At 39.7% G+C, this 26928-nt stretch carries 26 protein-coding genes and 2 pseudogenes; 11 read left to right on the top strand and 17 right to left on the bottom strand.

From position 1 onward, the window contains the following. Positions 1 to 138 precede the first annotated feature (138 nt). The gene (gene rdgC, locus AAEZ18_RS12240) at positions 139 to 1050 is read left to right on the top strand and encodes a recombination-associated protein RdgC (RefSeq protein ID WP_011329031.1); all 912 of its coding nucleotides are present in this window, start codon (positions 139 to 141) and stop codon (positions 1048 to 1050) included. A 76-nt stretch (positions 1051 to 1126) separates the two neighbouring features. On the opposite strand, the gene AAEZ18_RS12245 is transcribed toward rdgC, so the two are convergent. Continuing rightward, positions 1127 to 1966 carry an HDOD domain-containing protein gene (locus AAEZ18_RS12245; RefSeq protein ID WP_011329032.1) on the bottom strand — a complete coding sequence of 280 codons (840 nt, stop codon included), beginning with the start codon at positions 1964 to 1966 and terminating at the stop codon, positions 1127 to 1129. Positions 1967 to 2249: 283 nt separating this feature from the next. Here AAEZ18_RS12245 and AAEZ18_RS12250 point away from each other — a divergent pair, with 283 nt between their 5' ends. Continuing rightward, positions 2250 to 3944, top strand: coding sequence for a DUF8614 domain-containing protein (locus AAEZ18_RS12250; RefSeq protein WP_011329033.1), 1695 nt, complete (start codon positions 2250 to 2252; stop codon positions 3942 to 3944). A gap of 141 nt (positions 3945 to 4085) precedes the next feature. Here AAEZ18_RS12250 and AAEZ18_RS12255 read toward each other — a convergent pair whose 3' ends face one another. After that, a complete protein-coding gene (locus AAEZ18_RS12255) occupies positions 4086 to 4619 on the bottom strand; it encodes a protein tyrosine phosphatase family protein (RefSeq protein ID WP_089368683.1) in 534 nt (177 codons plus the stop codon). Positions 4620 to 4647: 28 nt separating this feature from the next. Continuing rightward, entirely contained in the window at positions 4648 to 5046 is a 399-nt protein-coding gene (locus AAEZ18_RS12260; RefSeq protein ID WP_041454540.1) for an HIT domain-containing protein, read from the bottom strand. Between the two features lie 111 nt (positions 5047 to 5157). On the opposite strand from AAEZ18_RS12260, the gene AAEZ18_RS12265 reads away from it, so the two are divergent. Continuing rightward, a complete protein-coding gene (locus tag AAEZ18_RS12265) occupies positions 5158 to 7383 on the top strand; it encodes a S9 family peptidase (protein WP_350594815.1) in 2226 nt (741 codons plus the stop codon). Between the two features lie 136 nt (positions 7384 to 7519). Next, entirely contained in the window at positions 7520 to 9157 is a 1638-nt protein-coding gene (locus AAEZ18_RS12270) for a methyl-accepting chemotaxis protein (RefSeq protein ID WP_089368685.1), read from the top strand. Between the two features lie 52 nt (positions 9158 to 9209). Here AAEZ18_RS12270 and AAEZ18_RS12275 read toward each other — a convergent pair whose 3' ends face one another. The 3 genes from AAEZ18_RS12275 to AAEZ18_RS12285 form a co-directional block, all read right to left on the bottom strand. Next, a complete protein-coding gene (locus AAEZ18_RS12275; protein ID WP_350594813.1) occupies positions 9210 to 10745 on the bottom strand; it encodes a M17 family metallopeptidase in 1536 nt (511 codons plus the stop codon). Between the two features lie 122 nt (positions 10746 to 10867). Next, a complete protein-coding gene (dinB, locus tag AAEZ18_RS12280; protein ID WP_011329039.1) occupies positions 10868 to 11923 on the bottom strand; it encodes a DNA polymerase IV in 1056 nt (351 codons plus the stop codon). 73 nt (positions 11924 to 11996) lie between these two features. After that, on the bottom strand, positions 11997 to 12173 hold the full coding sequence (locus AAEZ18_RS12285; RefSeq protein ID WP_179807513.1) for a hypothetical protein: 177 nt from the start codon (positions 12171 to 12173) through the stop codon (positions 11997 to 11999). Positions 12174 to 12313: 140 nt separating this feature from the next. Between AAEZ18_RS12285 and AAEZ18_RS12290 the strand changes: the two genes are divergently transcribed. Continuing rightward, the gene (locus AAEZ18_RS12290) at positions 12314 to 12742 is read left to right on the top strand and encodes an acyl-CoA thioesterase (protein WP_086993205.1); all 429 of its coding nucleotides are present in this window, start codon (positions 12314 to 12316) and stop codon (positions 12740 to 12742) included. A gap of 21 nt (positions 12743 to 12763) precedes the next feature. Next, on the top strand, positions 12764 to 13816 hold the full coding sequence (locus tag AAEZ18_RS12295; protein ID WP_350594811.1) for an aldo/keto reductase: 1053 nt from the start codon (positions 12764 to 12766) through the stop codon (positions 13814 to 13816). A 92-nt stretch (positions 13817 to 13908) separates the two neighbouring features. Here the strand turns inward: AAEZ18_RS12295 and AAEZ18_RS12300 are convergent, their stop codons facing one another. The 6 genes from AAEZ18_RS12300 to AAEZ18_RS12325 are packed head-to-tail and all read right to left on the bottom strand — an operon-like array spanning position 13909 to position 20062. Further along, positions 13909 to 14523: a fumarylacetoacetate hydrolase family protein gene (locus tag AAEZ18_RS12300; RefSeq protein ID WP_350594809.1), complete on the bottom strand. Its 615-nt coding sequence runs from the start codon at positions 14521 to 14523 to the stop codon at positions 13909 to 13911. A gap of 21 nt (positions 14524 to 14544) precedes the next feature. Further along, positions 14545 to 16500 (bottom strand): response regulator, encoded by a 1956-nt coding sequence (locus tag AAEZ18_RS12305; protein ID WP_350594807.1) that lies wholly within the window; start codon positions 16498 to 16500, stop codon positions 14545 to 14547. Between the two features lie 26 nt (positions 16501 to 16526). Next, positions 16527 to 16988: a response regulator gene (locus AAEZ18_RS12310; protein WP_011329045.1), complete on the bottom strand. Its 462-nt coding sequence runs from the start codon at positions 16986 to 16988 to the stop codon at positions 16527 to 16529. After that, positions 16989 to 18473, bottom strand: a complete 1485-nt coding sequence (locus AAEZ18_RS12315; RefSeq protein ID WP_350594805.1) for a sensor histidine kinase — start codon at positions 18471 to 18473, stop codon at positions 16989 to 16991. 26 nt (positions 18474 to 18499) lie between these two features. Further along, positions 18500 to 18706, bottom strand: coding sequence for a histidine kinase (locus AAEZ18_RS12320; RefSeq protein ID WP_182678284.1), 207 nt, complete (start codon positions 18704 to 18706; stop codon positions 18500 to 18502). Positions 18707 to 18721: 15 nt separating this feature from the next. Beyond that, positions 18722 to 20062 carry a sigma-54-dependent transcriptional regulator gene (locus AAEZ18_RS12325; RefSeq protein ID WP_086993216.1) on the bottom strand — a complete coding sequence of 447 codons (1341 nt, stop codon included), beginning with the start codon at positions 20060 to 20062 and terminating at the stop codon, positions 18722 to 18724. A 229-nt stretch (positions 20063 to 20291) separates the two neighbouring features. Between AAEZ18_RS12325 and AAEZ18_RS12330 the strand changes: the two genes are divergently transcribed. Further along, positions 20292 to 20852, top strand: a complete 561-nt coding sequence (locus AAEZ18_RS12330) for an NUDIX hydrolase (protein WP_350545989.1) — start codon at positions 20292 to 20294, stop codon at positions 20850 to 20852. Positions 20853 to 20886: 34 nt separating this feature from the next. Here the strand turns inward: AAEZ18_RS12330 and AAEZ18_RS12335 are convergent, their stop codons facing one another. After that, the gene (locus tag AAEZ18_RS12335) at positions 20887 to 21384 is read right to left on the bottom strand and encodes a YgjV family protein (protein ID WP_182678288.1); all 498 of its coding nucleotides are present in this window, start codon (positions 21382 to 21384) and stop codon (positions 20887 to 20889) included. A gap of 48 nt (positions 21385 to 21432) precedes the next feature. Further along, positions 21433 to 21999, bottom strand: coding sequence for a Crp/Fnr family transcriptional regulator (locus tag AAEZ18_RS12340; protein ID WP_182678290.1), 567 nt, complete (start codon positions 21997 to 21999; stop codon positions 21433 to 21435). Positions 22000 to 22285: 286 nt separating this feature from the next. On the opposite strand from AAEZ18_RS12340, the gene AAEZ18_RS12345 reads away from it, so the two are divergent. Beyond that, positions 22286 to 23665 carry an NAD-dependent succinate-semialdehyde dehydrogenase gene (locus tag AAEZ18_RS12345; protein WP_179807506.1) on the top strand — a complete coding sequence of 460 codons (1380 nt, stop codon included), beginning with the start codon at positions 22286 to 22288 and terminating at the stop codon, positions 23663 to 23665. A gap of 202 nt (positions 23666 to 23867) precedes the next feature. On the opposite strand, the gene AAEZ18_RS12350 is transcribed toward AAEZ18_RS12345, so the two are convergent. The 3 genes and pseudogenes from AAEZ18_RS12350 to AAEZ18_RS12360 all read right to left on the bottom strand — a co-directional run bounded on the left by AAEZ18_RS12350 (position 23868) and on the right by AAEZ18_RS12360 (position 25741). Next, positions 23868 to 24944: an endonuclease/exonuclease/phosphatase family protein gene (locus AAEZ18_RS12350; protein WP_011329053.1), complete on the bottom strand. Its 1077-nt coding sequence runs from the start codon at positions 24942 to 24944 to the stop codon at positions 23868 to 23870. 19 nt (positions 24945 to 24963) lie between these two features. Beyond that, positions 24964 to 25413, bottom strand: a pseudogene (locus AAEZ18_RS12355) (hypothetical protein). 79 nt (positions 25414 to 25492) lie between these two features. Then, complete coding sequence (locus tag AAEZ18_RS12360; protein WP_011329055.1) at positions 25493 to 25741, bottom strand: TIGR03643 family protein; 249 nt, start codon at positions 25739 to 25741, stop codon at positions 25493 to 25495. 181 nt (positions 25742 to 25922) lie between these two features. Between AAEZ18_RS12360 and AAEZ18_RS12365 the strand changes: the two are divergent. From AAEZ18_RS12365 to tnpB, 3 genes and pseudogenes are all read left to right on the top strand, one after another. Continuing rightward, positions 25923 to 26108, top strand: a pseudogene (locus AAEZ18_RS12365) (DUF1275 family protein); the annotation flags it as partial. A gap of 81 nt (positions 26109 to 26189) precedes the next feature. Continuing rightward, positions 26190 to 26495 (top strand): IS66 family insertion sequence element accessory protein TnpA, encoded by a 306-nt coding sequence (gene tnpA, locus AAEZ18_RS12370; RefSeq protein ID WP_010555472.1) that lies wholly within the window; start codon positions 26190 to 26192, stop codon positions 26493 to 26495. Then, positions 26492 to 26845, top strand: a complete 354-nt coding sequence (gene tnpB, locus AAEZ18_RS12375) for an IS66 family insertion sequence element accessory protein TnpB (RefSeq protein WP_024605589.1) — start codon at positions 26492 to 26494, stop codon at positions 26843 to 26845. The genes tnpA and tnpB overlap by 4 nt, the downstream gene beginning before the upstream one ends. Positions 26846 to 26928: the final 83 nt, after the last annotated feature.

Raw genomic sequence — 26928 nt, forward strand, 5'->3', positions numbered from 1 at the left:
ATTACACATACTCAATTATGACTGCGCTCCTTAAAACAACTTGCTATTTTTTAAATATGCCACAATAAAATCAGCCATTTCGAGATACTGATTTTATTGCTATGATTGTGCAAATTTTTCAAATGGATCTGTATTCCTATGTGGTTTAGTAACCTTATATGTTATCGCTTTAAACAAGATGTTTCGTATACACAAGAAGATTTTGACAAAGCATTAGAGCAAGACTTATTTCGTCCATGTACGGGCCAAGAGCTGGCTACATTTGGCTGGACAAAAGCGTTTGGGAAACACGGCGAAACTTTATCGCATTTTTCACAAAAAAGTATTTTAGTTTGCGCTAAGCGCGAAGAAAAAGTATTACCTGCATCGGTTATAAATGAGCTAGTTGCAGAAAAAGTCGATTTAATTGAAGCTGAAGAAAATCGCCCAGTTAAAAAGAAAGAAAAAGACGAATTAAAAGAAAACATTTTACATACACTGCTACCACAAGCATTTAAAAAGTCGAGCTTACAGTTTGCATTTATTGACCAAGAAAACGGCTGGGTTGTGGTTAATAGCGGCAGTTTTAACAAAGCCGAAGAGTTACTCGCACTTTTGCGTAAATCATTAGGCACACTGCCTGTAGTACCTGCATTTGCCAATTACGACCTAGATGTATTTTTAACCGACTGGTTAACTAACTTCAGCACGCCTGAAGGCTTTGCAATTGGCTCAGATGCAGAGCTAGAAGAAGCAGATGACAGTGGTGCGCAAGTTAAGCTTAAAGGCCACGACCTATCGTGCGACGAAGTTAAATCGCACCTTGAAACCGGTAAACGTGTTACTAAGCTTGCACTTGATTGGCAAGAACGCGTTAAGTTTATGCTGCAAAACGACGGTTCTATTAAGCGTTTAAGCTACAGCGATACCTTAAAAGAAGAAAATGCTGATATTCCAAAAGAAGACATGGCAGTAAAACTCGATGCTGACTTTATTTTAGCTTCAGAAGAAATTAAACAGCTACTTGAAGAGCTAACTCAAGGCTTAGGCGATATAGACGACTTAGCTTAAGCGCTAACCCTTGCTAAGTTAAGCCAAAAAAAGCACGATTTAATCGTGCTTTTTTACACTCACTACTTAATTACTATTAGCAAAACATCTCTTTTATATCGTCAACCATAGCGTGATACTCATCGCTGGTGAAAAGCTGCATAGAAGGAATAATTCCTTTGTTAATATAAACCTGTAGCGCGGCCGACTTATCTGACACTTGTAGCGTGCCCTCTAAAATTGCACCAATCCTAATAAAATCAATATAGCTTACCTGCTCAGGGCGATGACTGGCATCAGCCCAGTTTTGCGCCACATCAACAAATTCATCAGGAAACTCCCACGCTTTCATTATAGAGCCACCAATTTTACCACTGAGCTTTTGAATTGCATGGGCTAAAAAGCTAGGATTAGCAAATACCTCAGGATGGCGTTCGGCTTCGGTTAAAATGGGTAATACACCAATATTATAAATTAATGATGCCAAGGTAATCGAATCTCTATTTAAAGAGTTTTGCTTATTATTCTTTAAGTAAAATTCCATTAATGCAATTGAGTGACTCGCTACTATTAACGTTTTTTGCCACGCTTTGCCCATGTAACCTTTAATTAGCTCGTTGTTAGATACAAACAATTGCTCCATTGCCATAGCCGTAGCAATATTTTTAATTTGTCGTAAGCCTATGCGAGTAACTGCTTGATGTAAGTTAGATACCTTAACTGAGCGCCCCATAATTGCACTGTTAGCTACTTTAATCATACGGGCTGTTAGTGCTGGATCATGTGCAATCACATCGGCCATTTGCATCAAGTTTACGTCATTATTATCAGCGGCTTGGCGCACTTTAATTGCTACTTCAGGTAAAGTAGGCAGCACCAAAGTGTCGTTATTTATTCTATCAATCAAAATTGTTAACAATGCATTTTCAGTAGACATAACATCCCTATGATTAGTTATTTATAAGCTAAAACAAGCCTTATATTGTTGTTATTATATGCTTTAGTATTACTTAACTTATAGTTAAAGCTAACAAAACTACATAAATTTATTTTTTATTTACTATTTAACATCAGTTAATTACACCTCTAACGCCTAAAACTTGCTATTTACCACGGTGTTTTGCTTTAATGCAGTCACTATAAGGCAGTATTTTTAAGATAGTAAGCGCCTTAGCGAACTGCATACAAATAATAAATCTTACTTTTAAATAGGCAAAATAATGAATTTAAATAAAATTAGCCAAGCAATTATGCTCTCCGGCATCGTTTTTCTTAGTGCTTGTTCAGAGCAAGCCCCTTCTTCTAGTAATAAAACGGCTGTTAAAACAGAGCAAGTAAAGCCAGTAGGTCCAACACTTATAAATACCGATAAACAACGTTTAGACATTTACACTGACTTTAGCTTACAAACTGATTTATCACATTTAAGTGATAACCAAAAAGCTATGGTGGCAAAGCTTATAGATGCTTCAATAATTATGGATGATTTATTTTGGCAGCAAGCGTTTGGTGAAAATAAAGAGTCATTTTTAGCTAAACTAGCTGATGACAAAGTGCGTAAATTTGCCGACATAAACTACGGTCCATGGGATCGTTTAAACGGCGATAAAGTGTTTTTATCAAGCTATAAAGAAAAAGCAACTGGTGCACAGTTTTACCCTGCAGATATAACTAAAGAAGAGTTAAATAAAGCTGATCTTGCAGATAAAAATGGGCTTTACTCTATTATTAAACGTGATGAGCAAGGTAACCTTTACAGCGTGCCATACTCTAAAGAGTACGCAACCGAGCTTTTAGAGGCTGCTAATTTGCTACGTGAAGCAAGTAAACTAGCAGACGATAAAGAGTTTGCTAACTACTTAAACCTTCGTGCAGACGCGCTACTAAACGATGACTTTCAAGCGTCTGATTTTGCGTGGATGGATATGAAAAATAACCCAGTAGATGTGGTTATTGGTCCAATTGAAACTTATGAAGACCAATTGTTTGGTTACCGTGCTGCTTATGAGTCTTATGTATTAATTAAAGATTTAGCATGGAGCGAACGCCTGGCTAAATTTGCTGCCTTTTTACCTGAGCTACAAAAAGGCTTACCGGTTGATGATAAATACAAACAAGAAGTTCCGGGATCAGACGCCGACCTAAATGCCTACGACGTTGTTTACTATGCAGGGCACTCAAATGCGGGCAGTAAAACCATTGCAATAAACTTACCAAACGACGAGCAAGTACAGCTTGAAAAAGGCACGCGCCGTTTACAACTTAAAAATGCTATGCGCGCTAAGTTTGACAAAATTTTAGTACCAATTGCAGAGCAACTTATTGTGCCTGAGCAACGTAAGCATATTACCTTTGATGCATTTTTTGCTAATACCATGTTCCATGAAGTAGCTCATGGCTTAGGCATTAAAAATACCCTTACTGGTAAGGGAACTGTGCGCCAATCATTACAAGAACACGCCAGTGCGCTAGAGGAAGGTAAAGCCGATATTTTAGGTTTATACATGATTGAGCAACTACTTAAAAAAGGCGAAATTACTGAAGGTACACTAGAGGATTACTACACCACCTTTATGGCTGGTATATTCCGCTCAGTACGTTTTGGTGCATCTAGTGCTCATGGTAAAGCGAATATGATCCGCTTTAACTTTTTTGCTCAAGAAGGTGCTTTTTCTAAAAATGAAGCCGGTTTATACCGTGTAAATATGGAAAAAATGAGCCATGCTATGGCTAAATTATCGCGCTTAATTTTAACCATTCAAGGTGATGGCGATTATCAAAAAGTAGATCAGCTTATTGCTACGCACGGTAATATTAAAGCAGAGCTAGCAGAGGATTTAGAAAAGCTAAGCCAAGCCAATATTCCGGTTGATGTTACTTTTAAACAAGGCAAAGCAGTGTTGGGCCTTAAATAGTTTATAGCCTGTTTACTACCTAAAATAGCCTAGTAAATAAAAACTAAAAAAGCGTTACAGCTCAAAACTGTAACGCTTTTTTATTGAGTTAAAAGTGCTCGGTGTCGTTATTTAAGCTAAACGCTAATTATTTAGTAATAATTACTTAGCAGTAATAACGCTGCGCACTACAGGCTCTAAACTACTCATTCCCCAATGCTTTCCCTTTGCTAGGGCCGATTCAATATCAAGCCCCTCTGCATGAGCAGAAATAGCCATTAAAGCCCCTACTCTATTGCTACTAGCACAATGTAACAGCACAGGTTCGCCGTTTAGTTCTGCCATTATTTTAGCCAGCTTTTGTGCGTTTTCAACGCTAACATCTTGCGCGCCAGCAATTGGCAATGCGTGATACTGCATCCCTAACGAAGCCACCAACTGGGCTTCATCCCAGTCTTGCTCGTTTTCGCCACGTAAATTAATTACGTGCTTTACTCCAGCATTAGCGAGTTGTTTAAGCTGCTCGCTCGTTGGTTGTGCCGCAGACAACGTTTGATTTTCGTGAATAACTAAATTACGCACATCGCTAGTTTTAACTGCTGTAATATTAATAGACTGCTCTTTTGCAAACGCTGCGCCTGTAGTTAATAGCGCAGTGATAAATAATGCATTGGCAAACAACTTAATATGTCTCATCTTGGCTCTCTCTATAAAGTTTTTAGAATTAAAAGTGGGCTTTTATTTTTGCTATTTTCTCGTCTTCATATGGCACTGCCGGGTGTTTACCCCATACTGGCGCAGGCCAAGCGGCATCGCTAGTAAAACGCGCAATATGATGAATATGTAATTGCGGCACCATATTACCAAGCGCCGCCACGTTTAATTTATCGGGATTAAATACCCGCATTAATAAATGACTCAATTTTGCCGACTCGCGCAAATAAGTAACTTGCTCATCCTCGCTTAAGTCAATTATCTCTTTTAAACCGGCTTTTTTTGGCACCAAAATAAACCAGGGGTACTGGCTATCGTTCAATAGTAATACTTTACACAGCGGCCAATCGGCAAGCTCTATACAATCGCGCTTAAGCTCTGGGGCTAGTTCAAATGTGGGGTGGGTCATCATAGTGTCCTACTTTGTCTTTAATAATTACCACTTTATAGCATTTAGTTGCAGTTGCACACGCTTGGCTTTACCATTCTAAGCAATATTTATTAAAGCGAAGGCAACCCTGTGCTAAAAAAAATAAAACATCTTTCACTGGCCATCCCTCTGCTAGCAAGTGCTGTTAGCGTACAAGCAAAACCACTCTCGCTAGAGCGTATTTTTGACGACCCGAGTTTATCGGGTAAATCTCCAGTGCAATTAAAGTTTTCGCCCGACGGCAATCGCGTTACTTATTTACAAGGCAAAAGTGACGACTATAACCGCTACGACTTATGGGAATATAACTTAAAAGATAACACCAACCGCATGCTGGTCGATTCAGCTAAGTTATTCTCGGGCCCAGAGAACCTCTCTGACGAAGAAAAAGCACGCCGCGAGCGCCAGCGTATTTTTGGCCAAGGTATTCTTGAATATAAGTGGTCTAAAGATGGTAAAGCGTTATTGTTCCCACTTAACGGCGATTTGTATTACTACGAACTAGCAGCAAATAAAAGTAAAAAGCTCACCAATACTGAGGCTTTTGAAACCGATGCTCGCTTTTCGCCCAAAGGTAATTTTGTATCTTTTATTCGCGAGCAAAACCTGTACGCTTTAGCGCTCGATTCTGGTAAAGAAATACAATTAAGTAGCGATGGCGGCGGCATTATTAAAAATGGCATGGCCGAATTTGTTGCACAAGAAGAAATGAGCCGTATGACCGGTTATTGGTGGGCCGACGACGAGTCTAAAATAGCCTTTACTCGCGTTGACGAAAGCCCAGTAAAAGAAGCACTACGCAACGAAATTTACGCCGACGAAGTAAAACTATTCAATCAACGTTATCCGTTTACTGGCACTAACAACGTTAAAATACAACTTGGCGTAGTTACCTTAAACAATCAACAAGTAGATTGGGTAGATTTAGGCAAAGATGAAGACATTTACCTTGCCCGTGCAAAATGGTTAAAAGATAGCAATACGCTCTCGTATCAATGGCAAAACCGCTCACAGCAAACATTAGAGCTGCGCTTTTATAACAGCAAAACTAAAAGCCAAAAAGTAGCGCTCACCGAAAGTAGCGATACCTGGATAAACTTACACTTTGACCTTGAGTTTTTAAAAGACAAAAAGCATTTTGTGTGGGCGTCTGAGCGTGATGGTTTTAAACATTTATACCTTTATCGCACCAATGGCCAATTAGTACGTCAAATTACTAACGGCGATTGGACGGTCGATAGCTTAAAAGGCATTGATGAGAAAAAAGGCCTCGTTTACTTTTCAGGCAGAAAAGACACCCCACTCGAAAGCCACTTATACAGTGCCTCGTTATTTAAAAAAGGCGATATTAAACGCATTACCGAGCAAGGCCAATATCACGACGTCGTACTTGCCAAAGACAACAAAACCTTTATTGATAATAGCTCGGCGGTTAATCAGCCAAACGCTGCAGCTCTGCGTAAAATAAATGGCGAGTTTATTACTTGGCTTGAAGAAAACAAGCTAGATAACACGCACCCGCTTACGCCTTACTTAAGTGATTTAGCGACGCCTGAATACGGCACACTTAAAGCCGAAGACGGCCAAGTAATGCATTATAGGTTATTTAAACCAAGCAATATAAGTGACGCTAAAAAACACCCTGTTATTGTAAACGTATACGGTGGCCCACATGCACAGCGAGTAACTAATAGCTGGCGTAGTAAAAACCTATATTTTCAATATATGGCGCAACAAGGCTATGTGATTTTTCAACTTGATAACCGCGGCTCATACAACCGTGGCAAAAAGTTTGAAGATGCTATTTATAAAAATTTAGGTGAAGTAGAAGTTGCTGATCAAATTAAAGGCGTGGAATTTTTACGTACGCTTGATTATGTAGACCCACAACGTATTGGTATTTACGGCCACAGTTATGGCGGTTACATGGCACTAATGACCATGTTTAAAGCTGGCGATTACTTTAACGCAGGTGTTTCTGGCGCGCCAGTAACCGACTGGGCACTTTACGACACTCATTATACTGAGCGTTATTTAGGCCACCCGGCCACTAATGCTAAAGGCTATGAAAACAGTGCGGTATTTCCGTATATTGACGGCTTAAAAGGTCCATTAATGATTTACCACGGCATGGCCGACGACAATGTGTTGTTTACTCATGCCACTAAATTATTTAAACAATTACAAGATACCAATAAACCGTTTGAAATGATGACCTACCCAGGCTCTAAACACAGCCTACGCGGTAAAACAGTGCAAACGCACCTACACCAAACCATTACTAACTTCTTTAATCGTCATTTTAATGTTAAATAACAACTAAATGTTGAATAAATAGACTAAAGGCTGATTATAAATCAGCCTTTTTTTTGCCTTAATAAGTGCTAAGTTTAGTTATATAAATAAACTTAATAAAAGCACAGCAGTGCTGTACCCATTAAGGAATAAACATATGCTCAACCTTCGTCGTTTTACTATTTTTCAGCGTTTTGCACTGTTAGTTGGTATCGTTGTATTGGGACTGGTTATATTAAGTATTTCGAGCTTAAGTAATCAGTATCAAGCGCTTAAAAATGAGCAATATCTTAAAACTCAAAACCTAGTAGAAACCGCCTATAGCGTTATTGATCACTTTTATAATCTTGAGCAAAGTAATACCCTCACCCAACAACAAGCGCAGTCGCAAGCTTTAGCTACAATTAGTGCCCTTAGGTACGATAATACCAACTATTTTTGGATAAATGACTACCACCCAAAAATGATAATGCATCCATTTAAGCCAGACTTAAATGGTACAGATTTAACTAATAACAAAGACCCCGATGGCACAGCATTATTTGTAGAAATGGTAAAGGTGACTCAACAAGCAGGTTCAGGGTTTGTACCTTATAAATGGCCTAAACCAGGTAAAGACAAACCAGTTGATAAAATAGCGTTTGTGAAGGGCTTTAACCAATGGCAATGGGTTATAGGTTCGGGCGTGTACCTCGACAGTATTGATGGTGCATTTGCTGAGCAACGTAATTTAATAATTATAAATGCCGTGGTAATGATTATTGCACTGATTATATTAAGCTACTTTATTGGTAAAAGTATTATTACTCCAACACGCTTAGCTGCCGACATGATGAAAGATATTTCCCAAGGCGAAGGCGATTTAACCCGCAGCTTAGATGAAACCGGAAATGACGAAATATCTGAGCTTTCTCATTCATTCAACGCGTTTATATTGAAGATGCACGAATCGTTAACGCATGTATCGCAAAGCGCGCACGATGTTAATCAACATGCGCATACCGTTGACGAAGCAAGTAAAACAAGCCAATCATTTATTGAATTACAAAACGACAGTAGCACTCAGGTAGCTGCAGCAATGGAGCAAATGACCCATCAAATTCATGATGTGAGTCGCAATGCTGAAGCCGCCGAGCAAGCTGCAAACGATGCAGCTAGTAATGCATCATCAGGTAAAAATGTCGTTGCCAATACAATAACGGCGATTGAAACACTCTCCAGTAATATAGAAACTGTGAGCCGAGTTACCGCCGATTTAGCCAGCGAAAGTAATAATATAGGATCGGTACTTGAAGTAATTAGAAGTATTTCAGAGCAAACTAATTTACTTGCCCTTAATGCTGCGATTGAGGCTGCCCGTGCAGGTGAACACGGCCGTGGGTTTGCCGTTGTGGCAGACGAAGTGCGTACTTTAGCAAGCCGTACTGGTAAAAGCACCGACGAAATTCAAGCTATGATCACTAAGCTGCAAAACGGTGCAAAAGCAGCGGTAGAAGCGGTGAAGTCGAGCCAAGCTCTTTCAGCATCAACGGTTGAGCAGGCATCATCAGCAAACACATCATTAAATGAAATTGAACGCTTAGTTAGTGTGATCACCGAAATGAACAGTCAAATAGCGCGTGCTACTGAGCAGCAAACTTTAGCTGCAGATGAAGTGAACTTGCGTATTAACGATCTAGCTAATTCAACTAAAGAGTCACTCGATAATACCAAGCAATTAACCGGTGCCAGCGAGCAGTTAAAACAAAGTAGCTCACAACTCTCAAGTGTAGTAACTCGTTTTAAATTAGATTAAAAATTAAAAGCCCTGTATTTACAGGGCGTTGTTAATTACTACTTTATGGTAATTACAAACAGTAACTAGCAAATAAACTACTTACCGAGGCTGCCGTTGGCTTGCCATGCTGCCAATCGCCGCCCTCTACTGCGCTACCCGCTATGTCCATATGTACATAAGGTAGTGGCTGAGCTGAGTCGTTACCATGCTTGTCTAAGCCGCCAACAATTGCTAAAAACGCCATAGGGAACTGATGTCCTCGTGCCGTTACAGCCGATGCTGCGTTATTACTAGAAAGTACATCGTCTGCTAAAGTACGAGGCTTGATAAAGTCATAATCCTCACGACGAGAACGCGATACTTCTGCGCCATCGGCCCATAAGTCGCCGTTATCAGCGAGCTTTCGTGAAATATTAGCACTACGTGCTGGTCCATTTTCAACGTAAGCACCATAAGGACCCATAGCGCGGGCTGCATGGCCGGTTAAAGTGGCCACTGTAAATAGCGTTGGGTTAATTTGGTTTTTAGCTAAATCTTTCATTTCACTTAACAGGTCGCCCATAGCTAAGCGCCCTTCTGCATCTGTATTACCTATACGTACTCGCACACCTTCACGGCTAGTAATAATTTCATCTGGTACAAAACAATCAGAGCCAATTGAGTTACGTACTACCGCTAAGTAAGCAATTACTTTAACGCCCTTAGGTTGGTAGTCGGCCACTGCTTTCATAAAGCCGGCCACAGAAGCTGCACCGCCCTTATCGCGGCTCATGCCCGCCATATGGCCGCCCACTTTTAAATCAGCGCCGCCGGTATCGTATACTAAGCCTTTACCTACAAACATGAGTGTACGAGTTACCTCGCCCTCTGGTACATATTCTAATTTAACTACACGCGGGTGATGATGCTCAACAGTGTACGATGCACGAGCTACTGTGCTAAGCATAGGGTAGTTTTTATCTATAACTGCAAGGTCATCAATAACATCAACTACAACATTACTGCCTTTAAATAAATCAACACAGTAATCTGCAAAACGTGGCGGCGCCATGCGCTCAGGCTCAGTGCCACATAAATCACGCGCTGCGTATTGTCCAGCTGCAAGTGCATTCACTGCTTTAATTGTTTGCTCTGTGGCATCAACCAAACCAATTTGCGTAATTGGCTCAATAGCCTCGCCATGATATTCGCGCGCTTCTAATGGCTGCCACAATGCTTGGCAAGTTCCTAAGTAAGCAACTTCTAGCGCATGCTGATAACGGCTGTCGGCATTTATATTAGGCAAGTAAATAGCAGGGTTAACACTGCCCGATGCTTTAGCTTCATTTATTGCTAATTTTGCAGCATCAAAATAACGGCGTACATCGTCGTAGTCTCTATTTAATGGCCCAGTAGGCGCCAGTACTACACGTTTTTTGTTAATAACTAATAAAGTTACTTGCTTACCGATACGTGAATCTACTTTTGCTTGCGCTGTAATAGCATCGCGTAATGGGTTATTAGTTAATTGAGAAAAGTCATCACTAATTATAATAAGTGCGTCATGCGCGTTGCATTCAAGGCTAGCGCTCACTGGCTGAGCCACTACTGCTTTAGGGTATGCCATAAATAAAGGTCCTGTTAAAAACATAAGCCTCTATTATCGTTGATTTGAATATTGAAGACCAGCAAGCTGCGATAAGCTCCCAGCTTAAGTTAACATGCGCTGGCAACTTGTCACTACAGGGTTTACATATCAAGTATGCTCAGCTGCAAATTGTGTTGCGGCTGATTTTTTATTCCTACCCCAATACCTAATAAACGCACTGGTTGTTGTAATCCGCGTTGATACGCTTTAGCTAATAGTTCGCTAAAAATATCGCTATTTAATTGCTGATGCGCCTGATCGGCTGAGGTCACTACAAAATTGGCAAATTTCACTTTAACACTAAGTTTATTTACCTGATTTTGCAGCTGCTGCTTGTTTAGTCGAGTGGTTAACTCCTCAAGCAGTGAAGGAAGTTGTTCTAGGCATTCTTGTAAACTATTTTTATTGTACTCATAAGTATGCTCAACGCTTAGCGATTTACGTACGCGCTCAGTAGACACCCGGCCTATGTGTTCACCAGCGCACTTTTGATATAACGACACGCCAAAATTACCTACATGTTGCTGCATCCAATTTACGCCTTTTTTGCGTACATCTTGGCCTGTATACAAACCTTTTAAGTTAAGCTTTTCGAGCGTGACCTTACCTACCCCCGGAATTTTACCCAGCGGTAGCTGTGCTAAAAAGGCATCAACCTGATCGGGCAATACTACAAACTGACCATTGGGTTTGTTTTCGTCACTGGCTATTTTGGCAATAAATTTAATTGGCGCAATACCAGCCGAGGCAGTAAGCCCTGTGGCATTATAAATATCAGCACGAATTTGCTGCGCAATAAGTGTAGCGCTGCCTTTACACTGCTCACTATGGGTTACATCTAAATAGGCTTCGTCAAGAGAGAGGGGTTCAATTAAATCTGTATAGCGACTAAACACGGCACGTATTTGCGTCGACACGTCTTTATAAACAGCCATACGCCCAGGCACTATAACTAAGTCGGGGCATAACTGCTTAGCATGATAATTAGACATAGCCGAGCGCACGCCATATTCCCGAGCAATGTAATTTGCAGTAGAGAGTACGCCACGGCGACTATTACCACCAATTGCTAGTGGTACATTGGCAAGTTTAGGGTTGTCGCGCATTTCGACCGCCGCATAAAAGCAGTCCATATCTATATGAATAAACTTTTTCATTACCACTATAACAACTGTTTATTTATACAGCCATTATTATAGAATCACCTGTAATTAGCAAGCTTGTACCCTATTAAAAACAGCGTTTATTATTTTTACGCTTTTTAAAAGAGTACAGCCAAAACCCTGCTTCCAACGCAAAGCCCACAACTGTTAAAGCAATTACACCCGATGCATTACCCATCGCGTAGCAAATAAATGCAGCTATAAAAACTAAACAGACTAAAAGCCAATTAACGACACTTTTCATACATATCTCCCTAGCTGTGTTATATAACAATAAAGCTTTTATTTAATTAAAGCAAACATAAAATACCCTAGGTTAATTACCTTGAGGTAATAACCCCATATTGATAACCTAAACACTTTAAAATTAAAGGGCGTAAATGTATGCAAACGTTTAAAGATCAACATCCTATTCATACTGATATTACTGTGGCATGGGGAGATATGGATGCCCTGCAACACGTAAATAATGTCGTTTATTTACGCTATTTTGAAATAGCTCGCATCGATTTTTTAAATAAAATAAATCTTTTTGAAACCATTAGCAGCAAAGGTATTGGCCCTGTGATCAGCGAAAACACCATTCGCTATAAACGCCCGGTTACTTTTCCCGATACTCTCACTGTAGGTGTCACCATTAGCGATATTAAAACAGATCGCTTTATGATGAACTACAACGTGTTTAGCCACGCGCAAAATGCCATTACCACTACGGGCACTTCGCAAGTCGTAATGTTTGACTTTCAAACTGGTAAAAAGTCGCCAATCACTGAGCCGCTTTTATCTGCTATACAGCAATATACCCAAAACTAAGCCAGTAAATAAGGAGCTTATATGCAATACAACCCACTAGGTAGCAGTGGTGTAAACGTCTCAAGGGTCTGCTTAGGTAGTATGACGTGGGGGTTACAAAACACGCAAAACGATGCAGATCAGCAAATAGCTTATGCTCTTGAGCAAGGTGTTAACTTTATTGATACCGCCGAAATGTACGCTGTGCCGCCATCTCCCGACACCTACGGCAAAACAGAGCAAATTATTGGCAACTGGTTAGCGCGCAATCAAGATAAACGTAGCGACATAGTACTTGCCACTAAAATTGCCGGAAACGGTTTAGAGTGGATACATGAAGGTAGCAATATTACCCGCCAAACAGTCATTGCCGCGGTTGATGATTCGCTTAAACGCTTGCAAACCGATTACATTGATTTATACCAACTACACTGGCCCAACCGCGCCACGCCACATTTTGCCAAACAATGGCCAGGAATGCTTAAATTTACCGAGGTAGATACGCAGCAACAAACTGCCGATATGCTCGATATATTAGAAGGTTTAAACGACTGCGTAAAAGCCGGAAAAATAAAACACTCTGGCCTTTCAGACGATACACCTTGGGGTGTTAACCAGTTTTTAAACTTAGCTAAAGAGCATAATTTACCGCGCATGGTGTCGATTCAAAACGAATTTAGCCTAGTACACGCCAAAGATTGGCCTTACTTAATAGAACAATGTGTACACGAAGATATTGCTTATTTACCTTGGTCACCATTGGCTGCGGGTTCATTAACCGGTAAATATTTAAACGGCGCACGCCCTGAAGGAACGCGTTGGACCTTTATGCAACGTAACGGTATTTTCCGCGATACGCCAAACGCACAACAAGCAATAAAGCAATACGTAGAACTTGCTCACGCCCATAATTTAACCCCAGCAGAACTTGCCCTAGCTTGGTGTAATAAAGTGGATGGCGTAACTTCTACTATTATTGGTGCCACGTCTATGGCGCAATTAAAAGAAGATATAGGCGCGTTTAACCTTACTTTAAGCGATGAAATTCTCGGCGCTATTAATCGTATTTTTAGACAATACCCTATGCCTTATTAAGCTAATGCGCATTAATTAAAAAGACCAAGTTAAAAGTAAAAACCGCAAGCTAAGTGCACCTACTCCATAGGTGCACTTTTAACTTTGCATTATTACTCGGCCTGCCATTTATACGCCAATATACGTTGCCCATTGGCGTACAGCGTTACACTAAATATACTGCCCGCCGTTACTTCACCAACCCCTGCAGGTGTGCCGGTCATTATCACGTCGCCATCTTCTAAGTACATAAAGTCACTAATTTCAGCTAAAATTTGCGCTGGTTTATGTAACATAAAATCGCTATTGCCTTGTTGTATTAGTTGATCGTTTATTTTGAGCTCAAAGCTAAAATGTTGCATCTCTTCGTTAAGCTCAACAAACGGCGTTAATAGCACAGAGCCGTCAAACGCTTTTGCTCGCTCCCACGGCAAGCCTTTGTTTTTTAACTTAGCCTGCACTTCGCGTTTGGTTAAATCAAGCCCCAAGCCAACGCCAACTAAACGACTATTTTTTACCACAAAGCAAAGCTCGGTTTCGTAATGTAAAGCATCCTTATTATGCTTTGCTAGCAACTTAGTACCAATTGCACTATTAGGCTTATTAAATAACACCATTTGCTCTGGCAGTTCATTATTTAACTCTGCAATGTGTGCGGTGTAATTACGCCCTACACACACCACTTTTGAGGGCAATACGTTGTCACAACCCAATGTTACTAACTGCATAAATCAACTCTATATTGTTGGTTAAATAAGTGTTTCGAGCAAAGCTAAATTAATTGGTTTAAGCAACACTTGCTCAATTTCAAGCTGTTTAATTTTTACTGGATCAGGTTCCATACCACTAACAATAACGCGCTTTAATTTTGGATAATGTTGTTTTATATGGTCTGCTAAATCTAAACCACTGCCGTCGGGCAGGTTCATATCTAGCAGTACTTTATCGTAGTTAGCGTCTGCTTTAAGTATGGCTAAACAATGCTCATAACTGCTTGCTATTTGTGTTTCAACCCCTAAGCTTTCTAGTAAAAGTTGCGTTATTTGCGCCGCATCGGCGTCGTCTTCTACTAATAAAAAGCGGGTATTACTATGGGTAACTTCGGGGGGAATTAATACATCTGCTGTTTTATTATTTTTACTAAGCGTATCTTGTAAGCACTGATACAGTAAGTTGGAATCGACTGGTTTTGCTATCACATTATTAAACCCTAATGCCGATAACTCATTATGAATGCCTTTCATAGTTGCTGCCGTTAAGGCAATAATTGCGCCTTCAAAGCCAATTTTTCTAAGCTCTATGGTGGCTTCTTTTCCGCCCATAATTGGCATATGTATATCCATAAAAATAGCGTCGTAGTCTATTCCTTGTTGCTGGGCATTACGTACTTTTTCAAGCGCTTGCTTACCGTGCTCAGCGTAATCTACTTTTGCTCCTGCAGAAGTGATCATGTGGCCAACTAAAACGCGTAAATCACGTAAATCATCAACCACTAATACCTTACCATTAACTTTACATGGTGCATTTTTTTGCTGCATATTAGGGGTTAAGTCAAGCCTTAATAAGCTACGCTCTACATTTTTAATATTGCCCGGATAGAGCGAAATAATAAATTTAGAGCCTTTGCCTATTGCTGAATCTAAGGCTATTGAGCCCTGCATTCTGTTAAGTAACTCAGTACAAATAGCAAGTCCTAAACCTGCACCGCCCACTGCACGCGACTCAACATCGGCTATTTGTTCAAACGGTTTAAATATAAGCGCTTGTTTTTCGGGGGCAATGCCCATGCCCGAGTCTTCAATACTAAAAAATAGCATTTCACGGTCGCTAACAAACTCAGTCCAAGCACAAAGAGTTATTTCGCCTTGCTCGGTAAATTTAATTGCATTGTTGATAATGTTTATAAGTATTTGTCGAAGGCGAGTTGCGTCAATATTAACGATTAAAGGCAAGGGCTGCAGCGATTCAAAGCGTAATGACAAGCCCTTATCAAGCGCCGACACTCGCATTAAAGTAAATACGTCAGCCATTAAGCTATCAAGATTTACATCACTGCAATTAAGTTCAAGCTTATCGGCCGCTATTTTTGATAAATCGAGGACGTCATTAAGTAAGCTTAATAAGTGTTTACCATTGCGATAAATTACACCTAGCTCGTTTTCGGCTTGTTTACTAAAGTCGCTTTGCATTAATAGTTCGGTGTAACCTAAAACCGACGACAGCGGGGTACGTAGTTCGTGGCTTAAGTGCGCTAAAAAGCGATCTTTCGAGCGGTTTTCGGCTTCGGCTTTTAATCGTTCGAGTCGCTCATCTTCAACATCGCGACGGGCTAAAGCATAACGTATTGCGCGCGCAAAGCGGCTAGTGGTCATTTCACTTTTAACTAAATAGTCTACAGCGCCGGCATCAAGTGCAGCCGAATCTAACGCTTCATTAGATTGCCCTGTTAACATAATTATTGGGCCACTAAAGCCGTTTTTTATTGCTTGTTTTAATACACTTAAGCCATCTGAGGCACCTAAGCGATAATCTAGCAGACAAATGTCATGCTTATTCTCACTAAGTACTTTAACTGCTTGCTTAGGGTCGCTAACCCACTCAATCTCAAATGTATGGGAACTGAGCTGCTCAAGATAATCGCTAGTAAGAATATAATCATCTTCATCATCTTCAACAAGTAGCAGCTTGGTTGCCTTAATAGACATGCAATCTCCCGTTTTAGTGGCTGTTTTTAATCATTATAAGTATTTGGTAACTCTACAAACTCAACCCAGTACTTACCGAGTGCTTTCATTAGTTCAACTAAACCATCAAAGGTAACTGGCTTAGTTATATACGACGCAGCACCTAAGTCGTAGCCTTTAACCATATCTTCTTCTTGCTTTGAGGTAGTTAAAATAACAACAGGTATACCCTTTAAGCATGGGTTTGCTTTAATAGCTTGCAATGCCTCGCGGCCATCCATACGTGGCATATTTAAGTCTAATAAAATTAAACCTGGTCTGGGTGATGTATCTTTTTGCTCAAATTTACCTTTTCGCTCCAAGTACTCTAATAGCTCCACACCATCTTCAACAAAATGCAACTCGTTAAGTACACGGCTTTCGGTGAGGGCATCTTGAGTTAATAAACGATCATCTTCATCATCATCAGCCATTAAAATAGTGATTGGTTTTACTTTCGTAAGTGGCATTTAAGCCTCTCCTTGCAATGTGAAAAGCTCGCTTTCCACAGGTAGTTTTATTATGAAGCTTGCACCCTCACCCATGTTACTTTGTGCTGTTATAGTACCGCCATGACGCTCTACTATACGCCGACAAACAGATAAACCTATGCCGGTGCCTTTATATTGCGAACGCCCATGTAAACGCTGAAATGGAACAAATATTTTATCTGCATAATCTGGCGAAAAACCAATACCGTTGTCTTTAACGGTAATTATTTGCCAACAAACTTCGGTATTATGCCCTTCACTAAACTCACTCGTTTTTATGTGTTCAATATTAATAACTGGTTGTTGTTCTGGATGCCTAAATTTAACTGCGTTTGAAATTAAGTTTAAAAATAACTGTTGCATCTGGCTTGGGTCGGCCTGAATTATTGGCATATCGCCCACATTAACCTGTGCATTAGACTCTTTAATTGCAATTTCTAAATCACTTAAAATATCATTTAATACATTATTTAAATCGGTATCAACAAAGTTTTTGCCACGGGTGGTAATACGCGAAAACTCTAATAAATCATTAATTAAATTAGACATACGCTGCGCTGCATTTTTCATGCGCGCTATATAATCCATGCCTTTTTCACCTAACTCGTCTTTAAACATAGTTTCGAGACGATCGCTAAATGCTTGAATTTTACGCAACGGCTCTTGCAAGTCATGGCTTGCTACAAAGGCAAACTCTTCTAGCTCGCGGTTACTGCGGCTCAACTCATCTGAATAAAGCGTTAGCTCTTGAGTTCGCTCTGTTACTTTGTTGGCTAAGGTTTCGTTTTGTTTTTCAAGCTCTGCACGATACTGCGCAGCATTTCTTAAATTTAACCGTGTAAGTACAAACATGCCTATAATTAGCAAGCCACTAGTGACTGCGGTAATAACAAAGGTAATTTTAGCTTCATTTTTTATTTTTGCTAACTTAGAAAAATGGCTAACTTTAAACAACATTTCTCGGTCTTGAATTTCGTTTACCGCTAAGCGAATTTGTTTATACAGCTCTCGTCCTTTATCTGTGTTAACTAAATACAGCGCACTGCGCTCTTTATTATTTTGCGCTAAGTTAACGGTCTTTTTTAATTCAATTTCCTTTTGATCCACTAACGACAATAACAGTGCAATGCGCTCTGCCTGGCCATTAATTTCTGAACTTAACGATTTTACATGCTCAGTTTGTGACTCAAGCTGCTCAAGTGCATCATAATAAGGAACTAAATAATCACTTTTTTCTGTAAGTAAATAACCTCGCTGACCCGACTCGGCCTGCACAACTGACAAATGTAACTTTTCGATAGCGCTAGTGAGCATACTGGTATTGTCTAAACTATTTTGCGTTTGGCTTAATCCTCGTATGGTATTTACTGCCAAAAATGCATTACCAATAATAATAGATAACACCACAACAATAAATGTTGCCCAAATGACATTAGCTTTACTTGGTTCTTTTTGCGTACTCATTTAGCATCCTAATTCAAAGAGATAAATTATTGCGAGTCTGTAATTGTTTGTAAGCTTTCGCTGCACTGCTGACAGTTAGCAATAATTTTATTTAGCGCATCGAGTGCTTTCTCTTTAGGCATATCGTTTTCTAGCACCAGCTTTATCAGCTCCGCATTCATCGAAATTCGATTAAGTGGCGCTCTCGCATCGTGTACTAACTCATTCAGAGGTTTTTTACTGTCATTGCTCATTGTTTTCCTCAAATTTTATTTATATTCGCCAATGCCACCATAAGCATTAAGGCGGTTATAAAGTGTTTTAGTACTAATACCCAGCATTTGTGCAGCCAGTGTTTTATTACCTTGTACCTTATCGAGCGTGGCATGAATAAGTTCTTTTTCTACTTCTTCAATAGTTTGTCCTGCCGACACTTGCTTGTCGTTAACTTGGCTATTCACTTTTGAAAATGGCGACTCTAAGTTATCGGGTAAGGTAATATCACTGGTTTGTGGATCGCTCATAATAAACGCACGATGTATTGCATGGCGCAGTTCGCGCACGTTACCAGGCCAGTCATAACTTTGTAGCTCTTTTAACTGTTCGTTATTCCAGTTAAATGCGGTGCCATTTTCATCATTTAATTGCTCTAAAAAGGCGTTTGCTAATAGTGGAATGTCTTCTTTACGATCGCGCAGTGCCGGTATATCAATAGGAAACACTGCCAATCTAAAGTAAATATCTTCACGAATAATATTATTTTGCGCTAAATCGGTAAGTGAGCGGTTAGTCGCGGAAATAACTCGGCAATTTGTAGGTATTTCGCGGTTTCCGCCAACACGTGTTACTTTTTTTGTTTCTAGCACGCGCAGTAAGTTTGGTTGCATACCAATTGGCATTTCGGTTACTTCGTCTAAAAATAACGTGCCGTCATTTGCTTGTTCAAACACGCCTTCTTTACGTGCAATGGCACCGGTAAATGCGCCTTTTTCATGGCCAAACAGCTCACTACTAATTAACTCTTTTGAAAAACCACCACAGTTACTTGCCACCAGCGGTCCTTCACATTCGCTGGCATTATGAATTGCCTGAGCAACCACTTCTTTACCCGCCCCACTTTCGCCCATAAGCATTACGTTGGCGTGGGTTTTAGATACTCGCTCTATCATGGTGTACAGCTTATGCATTGCTGTAGACTCGCCTATTAGCGTACCAAAATGGCGGGTTATAGCTGATGATTTTGTTTTTTTAATTGTTTTTTTCGGGCCATTTAATACCCGCTCAAGATCTTCACGCTGTAATGGCTTTAATAAATGCGCAACATTTGGCTCGCACATATCGGCTAAAATTCCCTTTACCGAAGGGTGCCCAGATATTAGGGTTATTTTAGGTGAATGGCCTATCATTTTTAAATGATCGAGTAGGTGCAAGCCGCTACCATCGGGTAGCATAAAGTCGAGCAGTATGTGATCAAAGCTATTGTTTTCTAGCCACTGATGGGCTTCTTTTAAACTGGTTGCAGTGCTTATATTATGGCCGAGGAATTCGACTATATGACAAACTACGTCACTAAACTCAACGTCATCGTCCACTAATAGTATATTTAACATGATTAATCCCTATGCTTTTTTATTATTCTACTTGGCCTTAGCACTAAAAGAAAGACGCGCTATTTGTCGCTTAAATTACAAAGCTTTAACTATTTAGTTAAATTTTCATAAAAGAGTATTTTAAGCATACTTGATGTACTTAAACTTAAAAAACACTCACTTTATATACTATTTAACAAAAACCTAAAATAAATAACTGATATAATTTAACTTTATTACAGGAGAGCAAATGCGCCAATTAAAAACCCTCATTCATCCAAGTATTAATATTGAGCAAGGCAGTCAATTAAAAACCCTCATTCATCCAAGTATTAATATTGAGCAAGGCAGTCAATTCACACGTATTACCGCCCGCGCTATTGCCATGCATAAACAGCATATTTTATTAATGTATACAAAAAGATATGATGACTTTAGTTTACCTGGTGGTGGTGTTGATGAGCACGAAAGTATAGAGCAAGGGTTAATACGAGAGTTGCAAGAGGAAACCGGCGCACAAAATATAATAATAAAGAAAGAGTTCGGCCTGTATGAAGAATACCGCCCTTGGTACAAAGACGACTTTGACATTATTCATATAAAATCTTATTGCTATGTATGTAATATTGACCAAAAGTTAGGCCAAGCACAGCTTGAACACTACGAGCAACAAAATGGCATGATTGCCAAGTGGGTAGATATAAATGAAGCAATTGCCCATAACGAGCGAACACTTGCCACCAGCGATAAACAAGGGCTGTCGATTATTCGCGAAACCTATTTACTCAAAGAAATAGCTAAACAGTTATAGCCTGTAATTAGCTTTACTTACACCTGAGTAAAGCTCAACAAGGTATTTTTTTTGTGCTATAAAAACGATACAAGCCAACTAAATTACTGCTTAAAAATAAGCTTTCCATAACAATAGCGACCGGAGAGCCTGCAAAAACGTTATGGCTTATCCAAAATAAAGTACCTACAACCATACATAAACGCATATATAAGTCGTGCTTTTGAAACGATGCAAACGTTTGAATTAATGTCGCAATAAGTGCAAGTGCGCTAAACCAATCTTGCCAAGTAAAATAAACAGCCACGCAACACAGCAGCATAAAAGCATACATTGCCCACGTTTTACGTGCATAAATGCAGTAAAAATACCTAAAGGCAGCAATTAACATTAAGCAACCTGCACTATTGTGCCCCAACATAAAAAAGTGCACTGCAGTCAGTAATACCGACATAAATAAGCAGGTTAAAATTAACGAACGTGACTTAAACTGAAACGAAGCAAGGTCAAGTAATGTTGCTATAGCAACTAACGACTGAGCAATTAAAAACATAGTGACTCCTTAAAACAGCAAGTCTAACTAGCTTTAACGTTATTACTCTTAACTTAAGTTAAGTCGTTTACGAATTCTTGATAATGAAATTGCCGAAATACCAATATACATAGCCACTTGAGTTAAACTTAGCTGCGCCAACCAATGGGGCTTTTCGGCTAATAAATAACGGTAGCGTTGCTCGGGTGTATTAAGCAATAAAAATGCTTCTTTGGCCTCTTTAAATATAAGCTGCTGCGCAATAAGTTGTTGCTTAATTATTTGCCATTCGGGTTGATTAAATATATTCAATGGGACGCTAATAACGCTTACCCTATTAATTACTTTTAGTTGATAAAACGCTTCGGTATTCGTTAGCCAGTTTCCATAAAGTAGCGCAAACTCATCTTTAAAGTAAAACTCCTTACACCTTTGCCCGCCCTGTGCATCATCATGTATTGCACCTAACACCCCATCAAGAATTAAATAGCCATAACGCTGCTTTTGCCCTTGTTGTAACAATACGGTATCGCGCGCTATATGCTTAATTGGGTATTGCGCTGCAAGTTGCAGTTTTAAATTTGCAGCAAGTTCTTGATAGCTATCGCCTAGCGGCAAGATTGAAATTTCATTCATTTATATTAACCATTTTTTGATGAGGGTTTACTGGCTCTAACTAGCAAGCTAATAATAAAAAGCTAAGCCTAAAAACACGTAAATTACTTTAATTTTCTTGTAAATTTTGCAGCTACTTGCATTGTTTACAAAATATAACAGATAAATAAACTATAAGAATATTAAATTCATATTATAAAAAACATTAAATTTATTAATAACATAAACTTATAAATAAACTCGAATAGAACTTTAACTGGCATTACCTTTGCACTTCTCAGTACAGACAAACATAGAGGAGATTACAATGAGCAACACAGTTAATACGATCAATCCAACAACTGAGCAAATCATTAATACCTATACGCTGCTGTCGCAACAGCAAGCTGAGCAGGTAATCGAAAAATCTCATCAAACCTATTTACAGTGGCGCTTAGTGTCAGTGACCGAACGTGCAAAACACTTAAACAAATTAGCTTCATTATTCGAAGAGCAAAAAGATGCCATCGCCAAGCTTATGACCGAAGAAATGGGTAAAGTATACGCCCAAGGTTTGCAAGAAGTTGAACTGTGCGCAGGCATTTGTCGTTACAGTGCCGAGCACGGCCCTAAAATTCTTGCTGATGAAGAACGTGACATGGACGGCGGTCGCGCAATTGTTAGCTATCAGCCTACGGGTGTACTACTTGGCATTCAGCCTTGGAACTTTCCGCTTTACCAGGTAATTCGTTACAGCGCCGCTAATATTATGGCCGGTAACACCACAGTGTTAAAGCATGCCAGTAATGTATTTGGTATGGCCGAAAAAATTGAAACCTTGTTTAAACAAGCCGGATTTCCTGAGCACTGCTTTAGTAACCTACTTATTGATGGCAAAACAGCCAGCGCACTCATAGCGCATAAAGCGATTAGCGGCGTTACCTTTACCGGTAGCGATAGCACAGGTAAAAAAGTGGCCGAGCAAGCGGGTAAATACGTTAAAAAAACCGTACTAGAGCTTGGCAGTAACGACGCCTTTTTAGTACTTGATGACGCCGATTTAGAACTTGCCGTAAAAACTTGTGTAGCAGGACGTATGGTCAACAACGGCGAAACGTGTGTTTCGGCAAAACGTTTTGTAGTGGTTGAATCTCTGTATGATGACTTTAAAGCGAGAGTAAAACAGCAGTTTGAAGCCATGAAAATGGGCGACCCAATGGCCGACGGCACTGATTTAGGCCCAATGGCACGTAAAGATTTACGCGACGGTATTCACGAGCAAGTAATGCAATCGGTTAAAGCAGGAGCAAACATAGTCACCGGTGGTGAAATACCAGAGCAAACCGGCTTTTACTACCCTCCTACGCTACTTGATAATTTAGCGCCAGGCATGCCAGCGTACGACGACGAATTATTTGGCCCTGTTGCCTCGCTTATAAAAGCGAAAGACAACAACGATGCAATGAAAATTGCTAACTCGTCTCGCTATGGTTTAGGTGGCGGCATTTTCTCAAAAGACGAGAAAAAAGCCATTGAGCTGGCTAAAAAGCACTTCGACACCGGCATGATCAACATAAACGGCTACGGTTTAGCGCAACCAAACTTACCATTTGGTGGAGTTAAAGAAAGTGGCTACGGTCGAGAGCACGGCGGCTTTGGCATGCGCGAATTTGTGAACGTTAAAAGCATCATGATCCACAGCTCATAAACTTACTATAAAGTACGAGTACTAAACACTCGTTACTAGAAAGTAAAATAAAACACCGCGCTAATTCAGCGCGGTGTTTTTGTATTCAATTTATCTAACATCAATTTTTGTTATTACGATTTTATATCGCACTTTTACTCATCATTTTTATCACGTGCTAAAACGCAGCACCTAAGCTCTTTATAAATTAATTACTGAAAGCTTAACTCTTTTCAAACACTGGCACTTTGCGTTTATCTGCTTTGCTCATAGCGAGTTGTTGAATCTCTTCTTGCTTGTGCTGCGCCGATTTAGTTTCTAGCGATTGTTGGTCGGCATTTTCAAAGGTTAGCTCGGTTAATAGCGCGAAGTGATCAGAACCGTATTTAGCTAATCGTTTAATACGCTTTACTTTAAACCCTTCGCTGTGAAATAAATGATCCAGCGGCCAGCGCATAAAAAAGTAACTTGCATGAAAAGTATTGTAAAAGCCACGGCCTTTACGGGGGTCTAGTAAGCCACTAATTTGCATAAACAAACGGGTACTGCGCGACCAAGCTACGTCGTTTAAGTCGCCGGCAACTATGGTTGGCCGTGTTGGGTTTTTAAGTGCTTTTGCTACCATAATTAGTTCTGAGTCGCGCGGCCGCGATGAGTCTTCTTCGGTGGGGCTTGGTGGCGCTGGGTGAATAAAGTGCGCTTGCATTTTAACCCCTTGTGCACTTGCAAATAAAATATGAATTGACGGTATGTCGTCTTCTATTAGCTGGCATATTTGTGCGTCAAATATTTTAAATTTACTGTATAGGTGCATGCCGTAACGGTTGTCTTTAGGGCACTCTATGTAATATGGATAGTCTTTTTTAAGTACTGATAACTTATTTTGCCACCAGCTGTCACTTTCAAGGGTAATAAGCAGGTCGGGTTGATGCTGATCAACCAAGCTAATTAATTGCTCACTGTTATGGTTCGACATAAGTACATTTGCCGACATAATTCTTACACTGTGCGCAATGTGTTTTGAGGCGCTTTGCACTTCTTTTTTTGCCAACCAAGTATATGGGTATATCCACTTTCCCTGTAAAAACAGAATTAATACAGCGCCTGCAACAATATACAAAAAGTCTGTGGCGTTATTAAATGCAAAGTACCCAGCAACACATGCTATAAAGCTTGCAATATAAAACACTTGTAAGCGAATAAAGTCGCAACCACGCACCAGGTAATGCTGGCTATACGCCATAGGTAATAGCGTTATAAATAATAAAAAACTTGTTATTATTGCCAGCGTAATAAACATTTAAATTCCTGTTGGTTGCTTATCGACTCAAAATAGACAGTATTTCGCGCGTGTCGTGTACCATATGAATAATAGTACGATCTACCTCTATGCGTACAGTACCTTTATCTCGGTATCTGTCTATTACTTTGGCACGCTTATAAATATCACGCTCTAAAATATCACCTCTGTGGTAACTTTTATGCCAACCCGGTGGTGTCCACCCTTGACGAATAAGTTTTTTAGCTTCTTATTTAGATAAGTAGTTATCGTGGCGATCATATTTTTTATGGTGTTTTTTCCACTCATGCTTATTTGAATAGTGTTTTTTATTATGGTGTTTTTTATTGTACTGCTTGTTTGAGCCATGCTCGTATTTACTATGTTTATTATGGTGCTTATCATAATAATCATCTTTGTCGTGCTTTGCTTGTGCGTTAAATGAGCTCAATATTAAAATAATTAATGCGCTATAAATGGTTTTATACATAGTTAATCTCTGCTTTAGTTAATAACGCAAGATTAACAAGTTAGCCTGAACATTATATGAAACTCTGTATAAATTAATCTTAACGCTGCTTATATTGCGTTTTACAATGGCTGCGCATAATGGCGGGATCACGCAGCTTTAAATGTTTGGTTTTGCGCCCAGCGTGGCGTTTTCGCCATACTTTAAAGCTACCGCTGGCAATATTTTGGCGCATAAAAACCACCAACTGCGAATAGTTTAAGCCATAAAGTTGCTCTATTGCTTCAAACGGGGTTCTATCCTCCCATGCCATTTCTATAATGCGCGATTGCTGCTGGGCGTTAAACATAGTTATTTTCTCTTTAAAAAATAACTAATACGAAGCACTAAAATTGCACGATCAATTTAACTTAAGCCATATAAAATAGAGATATATTTAATTACGGTTATTTTTTATCATTATTTTAGAAGAAGAAAGTTTAAGTGTATGATATTAAATATATCTATAACCAAGTATAGAGAAGTTAACTATGTTTACAAAGCTGCCACGCTGGGTTGAATATGGCGCATTTACACTGGCATTTATTGCCGGCATTGTGAACGCCGTGGGTTTATTAGGATTTGAACATCAGGCTATTTCTCATTTGTCGGGCTCTGTTACTTTATTTGGCATTAAATTAATGAGTGATGGCAGTGCGGCATTATTACTGTTTAGTAGTAAGCGCGTAATTAACCCCACATACCAATGTTAATGGTACCTATGCATAATTTACTCAGCATATTAACCTGAGGTAATTATGAATAAACAGCAAAAAATAAAACACTGGCAAGGCATTTTTGAGCAGCAAAAATCGAGTGGTTTAGCCATCATTCAATTTTGTCGTGATAACAACATTAACGCATCGACTTTCTATGTTTGGCGTAAACGCCTTTCTGACGAAACGATAAGGGTTAAAAAGCAACAGGTGATCCCGTTTGTTATTCATGAGCAAGCCTTTACACACCCTTCAATCATTAAACTCACCACACCAAACGGCTATCAAATAGACTTCGAGTCGACATTAGCGCACCAAGCACTCGCCAAATTATTGAGCGTACTGTGACACCTTGCACCCACCAAGTTTACTTGGTCACGGGATTCACCGACATGCGAAAATCAATCAATGGGTTAAGTATTATTGTCAGCGATACCCTATCTCTCGATCCTTTAAGCCAAGCGTGGTTCGTTTTTTGTAATAAACAACGCGATAAATTAAAAATTTTGTTTTGGGATACCAATGGTTTTTGGCTTTATTATCGTCGCTTAGAGCAAGGACGATTTCAATGGCCAAATCATGCTCAAGCACACGTAGCCATGGGGATTGAACAACGGCAGTTACAATGGTTATTATCTGGCTTACCGGTAAATAATAAAACCCGCCACTCAACTTTATCAGGGTTATCAGTGATGTAAATTAACCAGATCGTTTTTTTTACTTGAACGATCTTTCCCATGTGTCATGCTATTAAAATGCCAGACACTATTCTCATCACCGA

Source organism: Pseudoalteromonas sp. 19-MNA-CIBAN-0066 (genome assembly GCF_040308705.1).
Taxonomy (GTDB): domain Bacteria; phylum Pseudomonadota; class Gammaproteobacteria; order Enterobacterales; family Alteromonadaceae; genus Pseudoalteromonas; species Pseudoalteromonas nigrifaciens.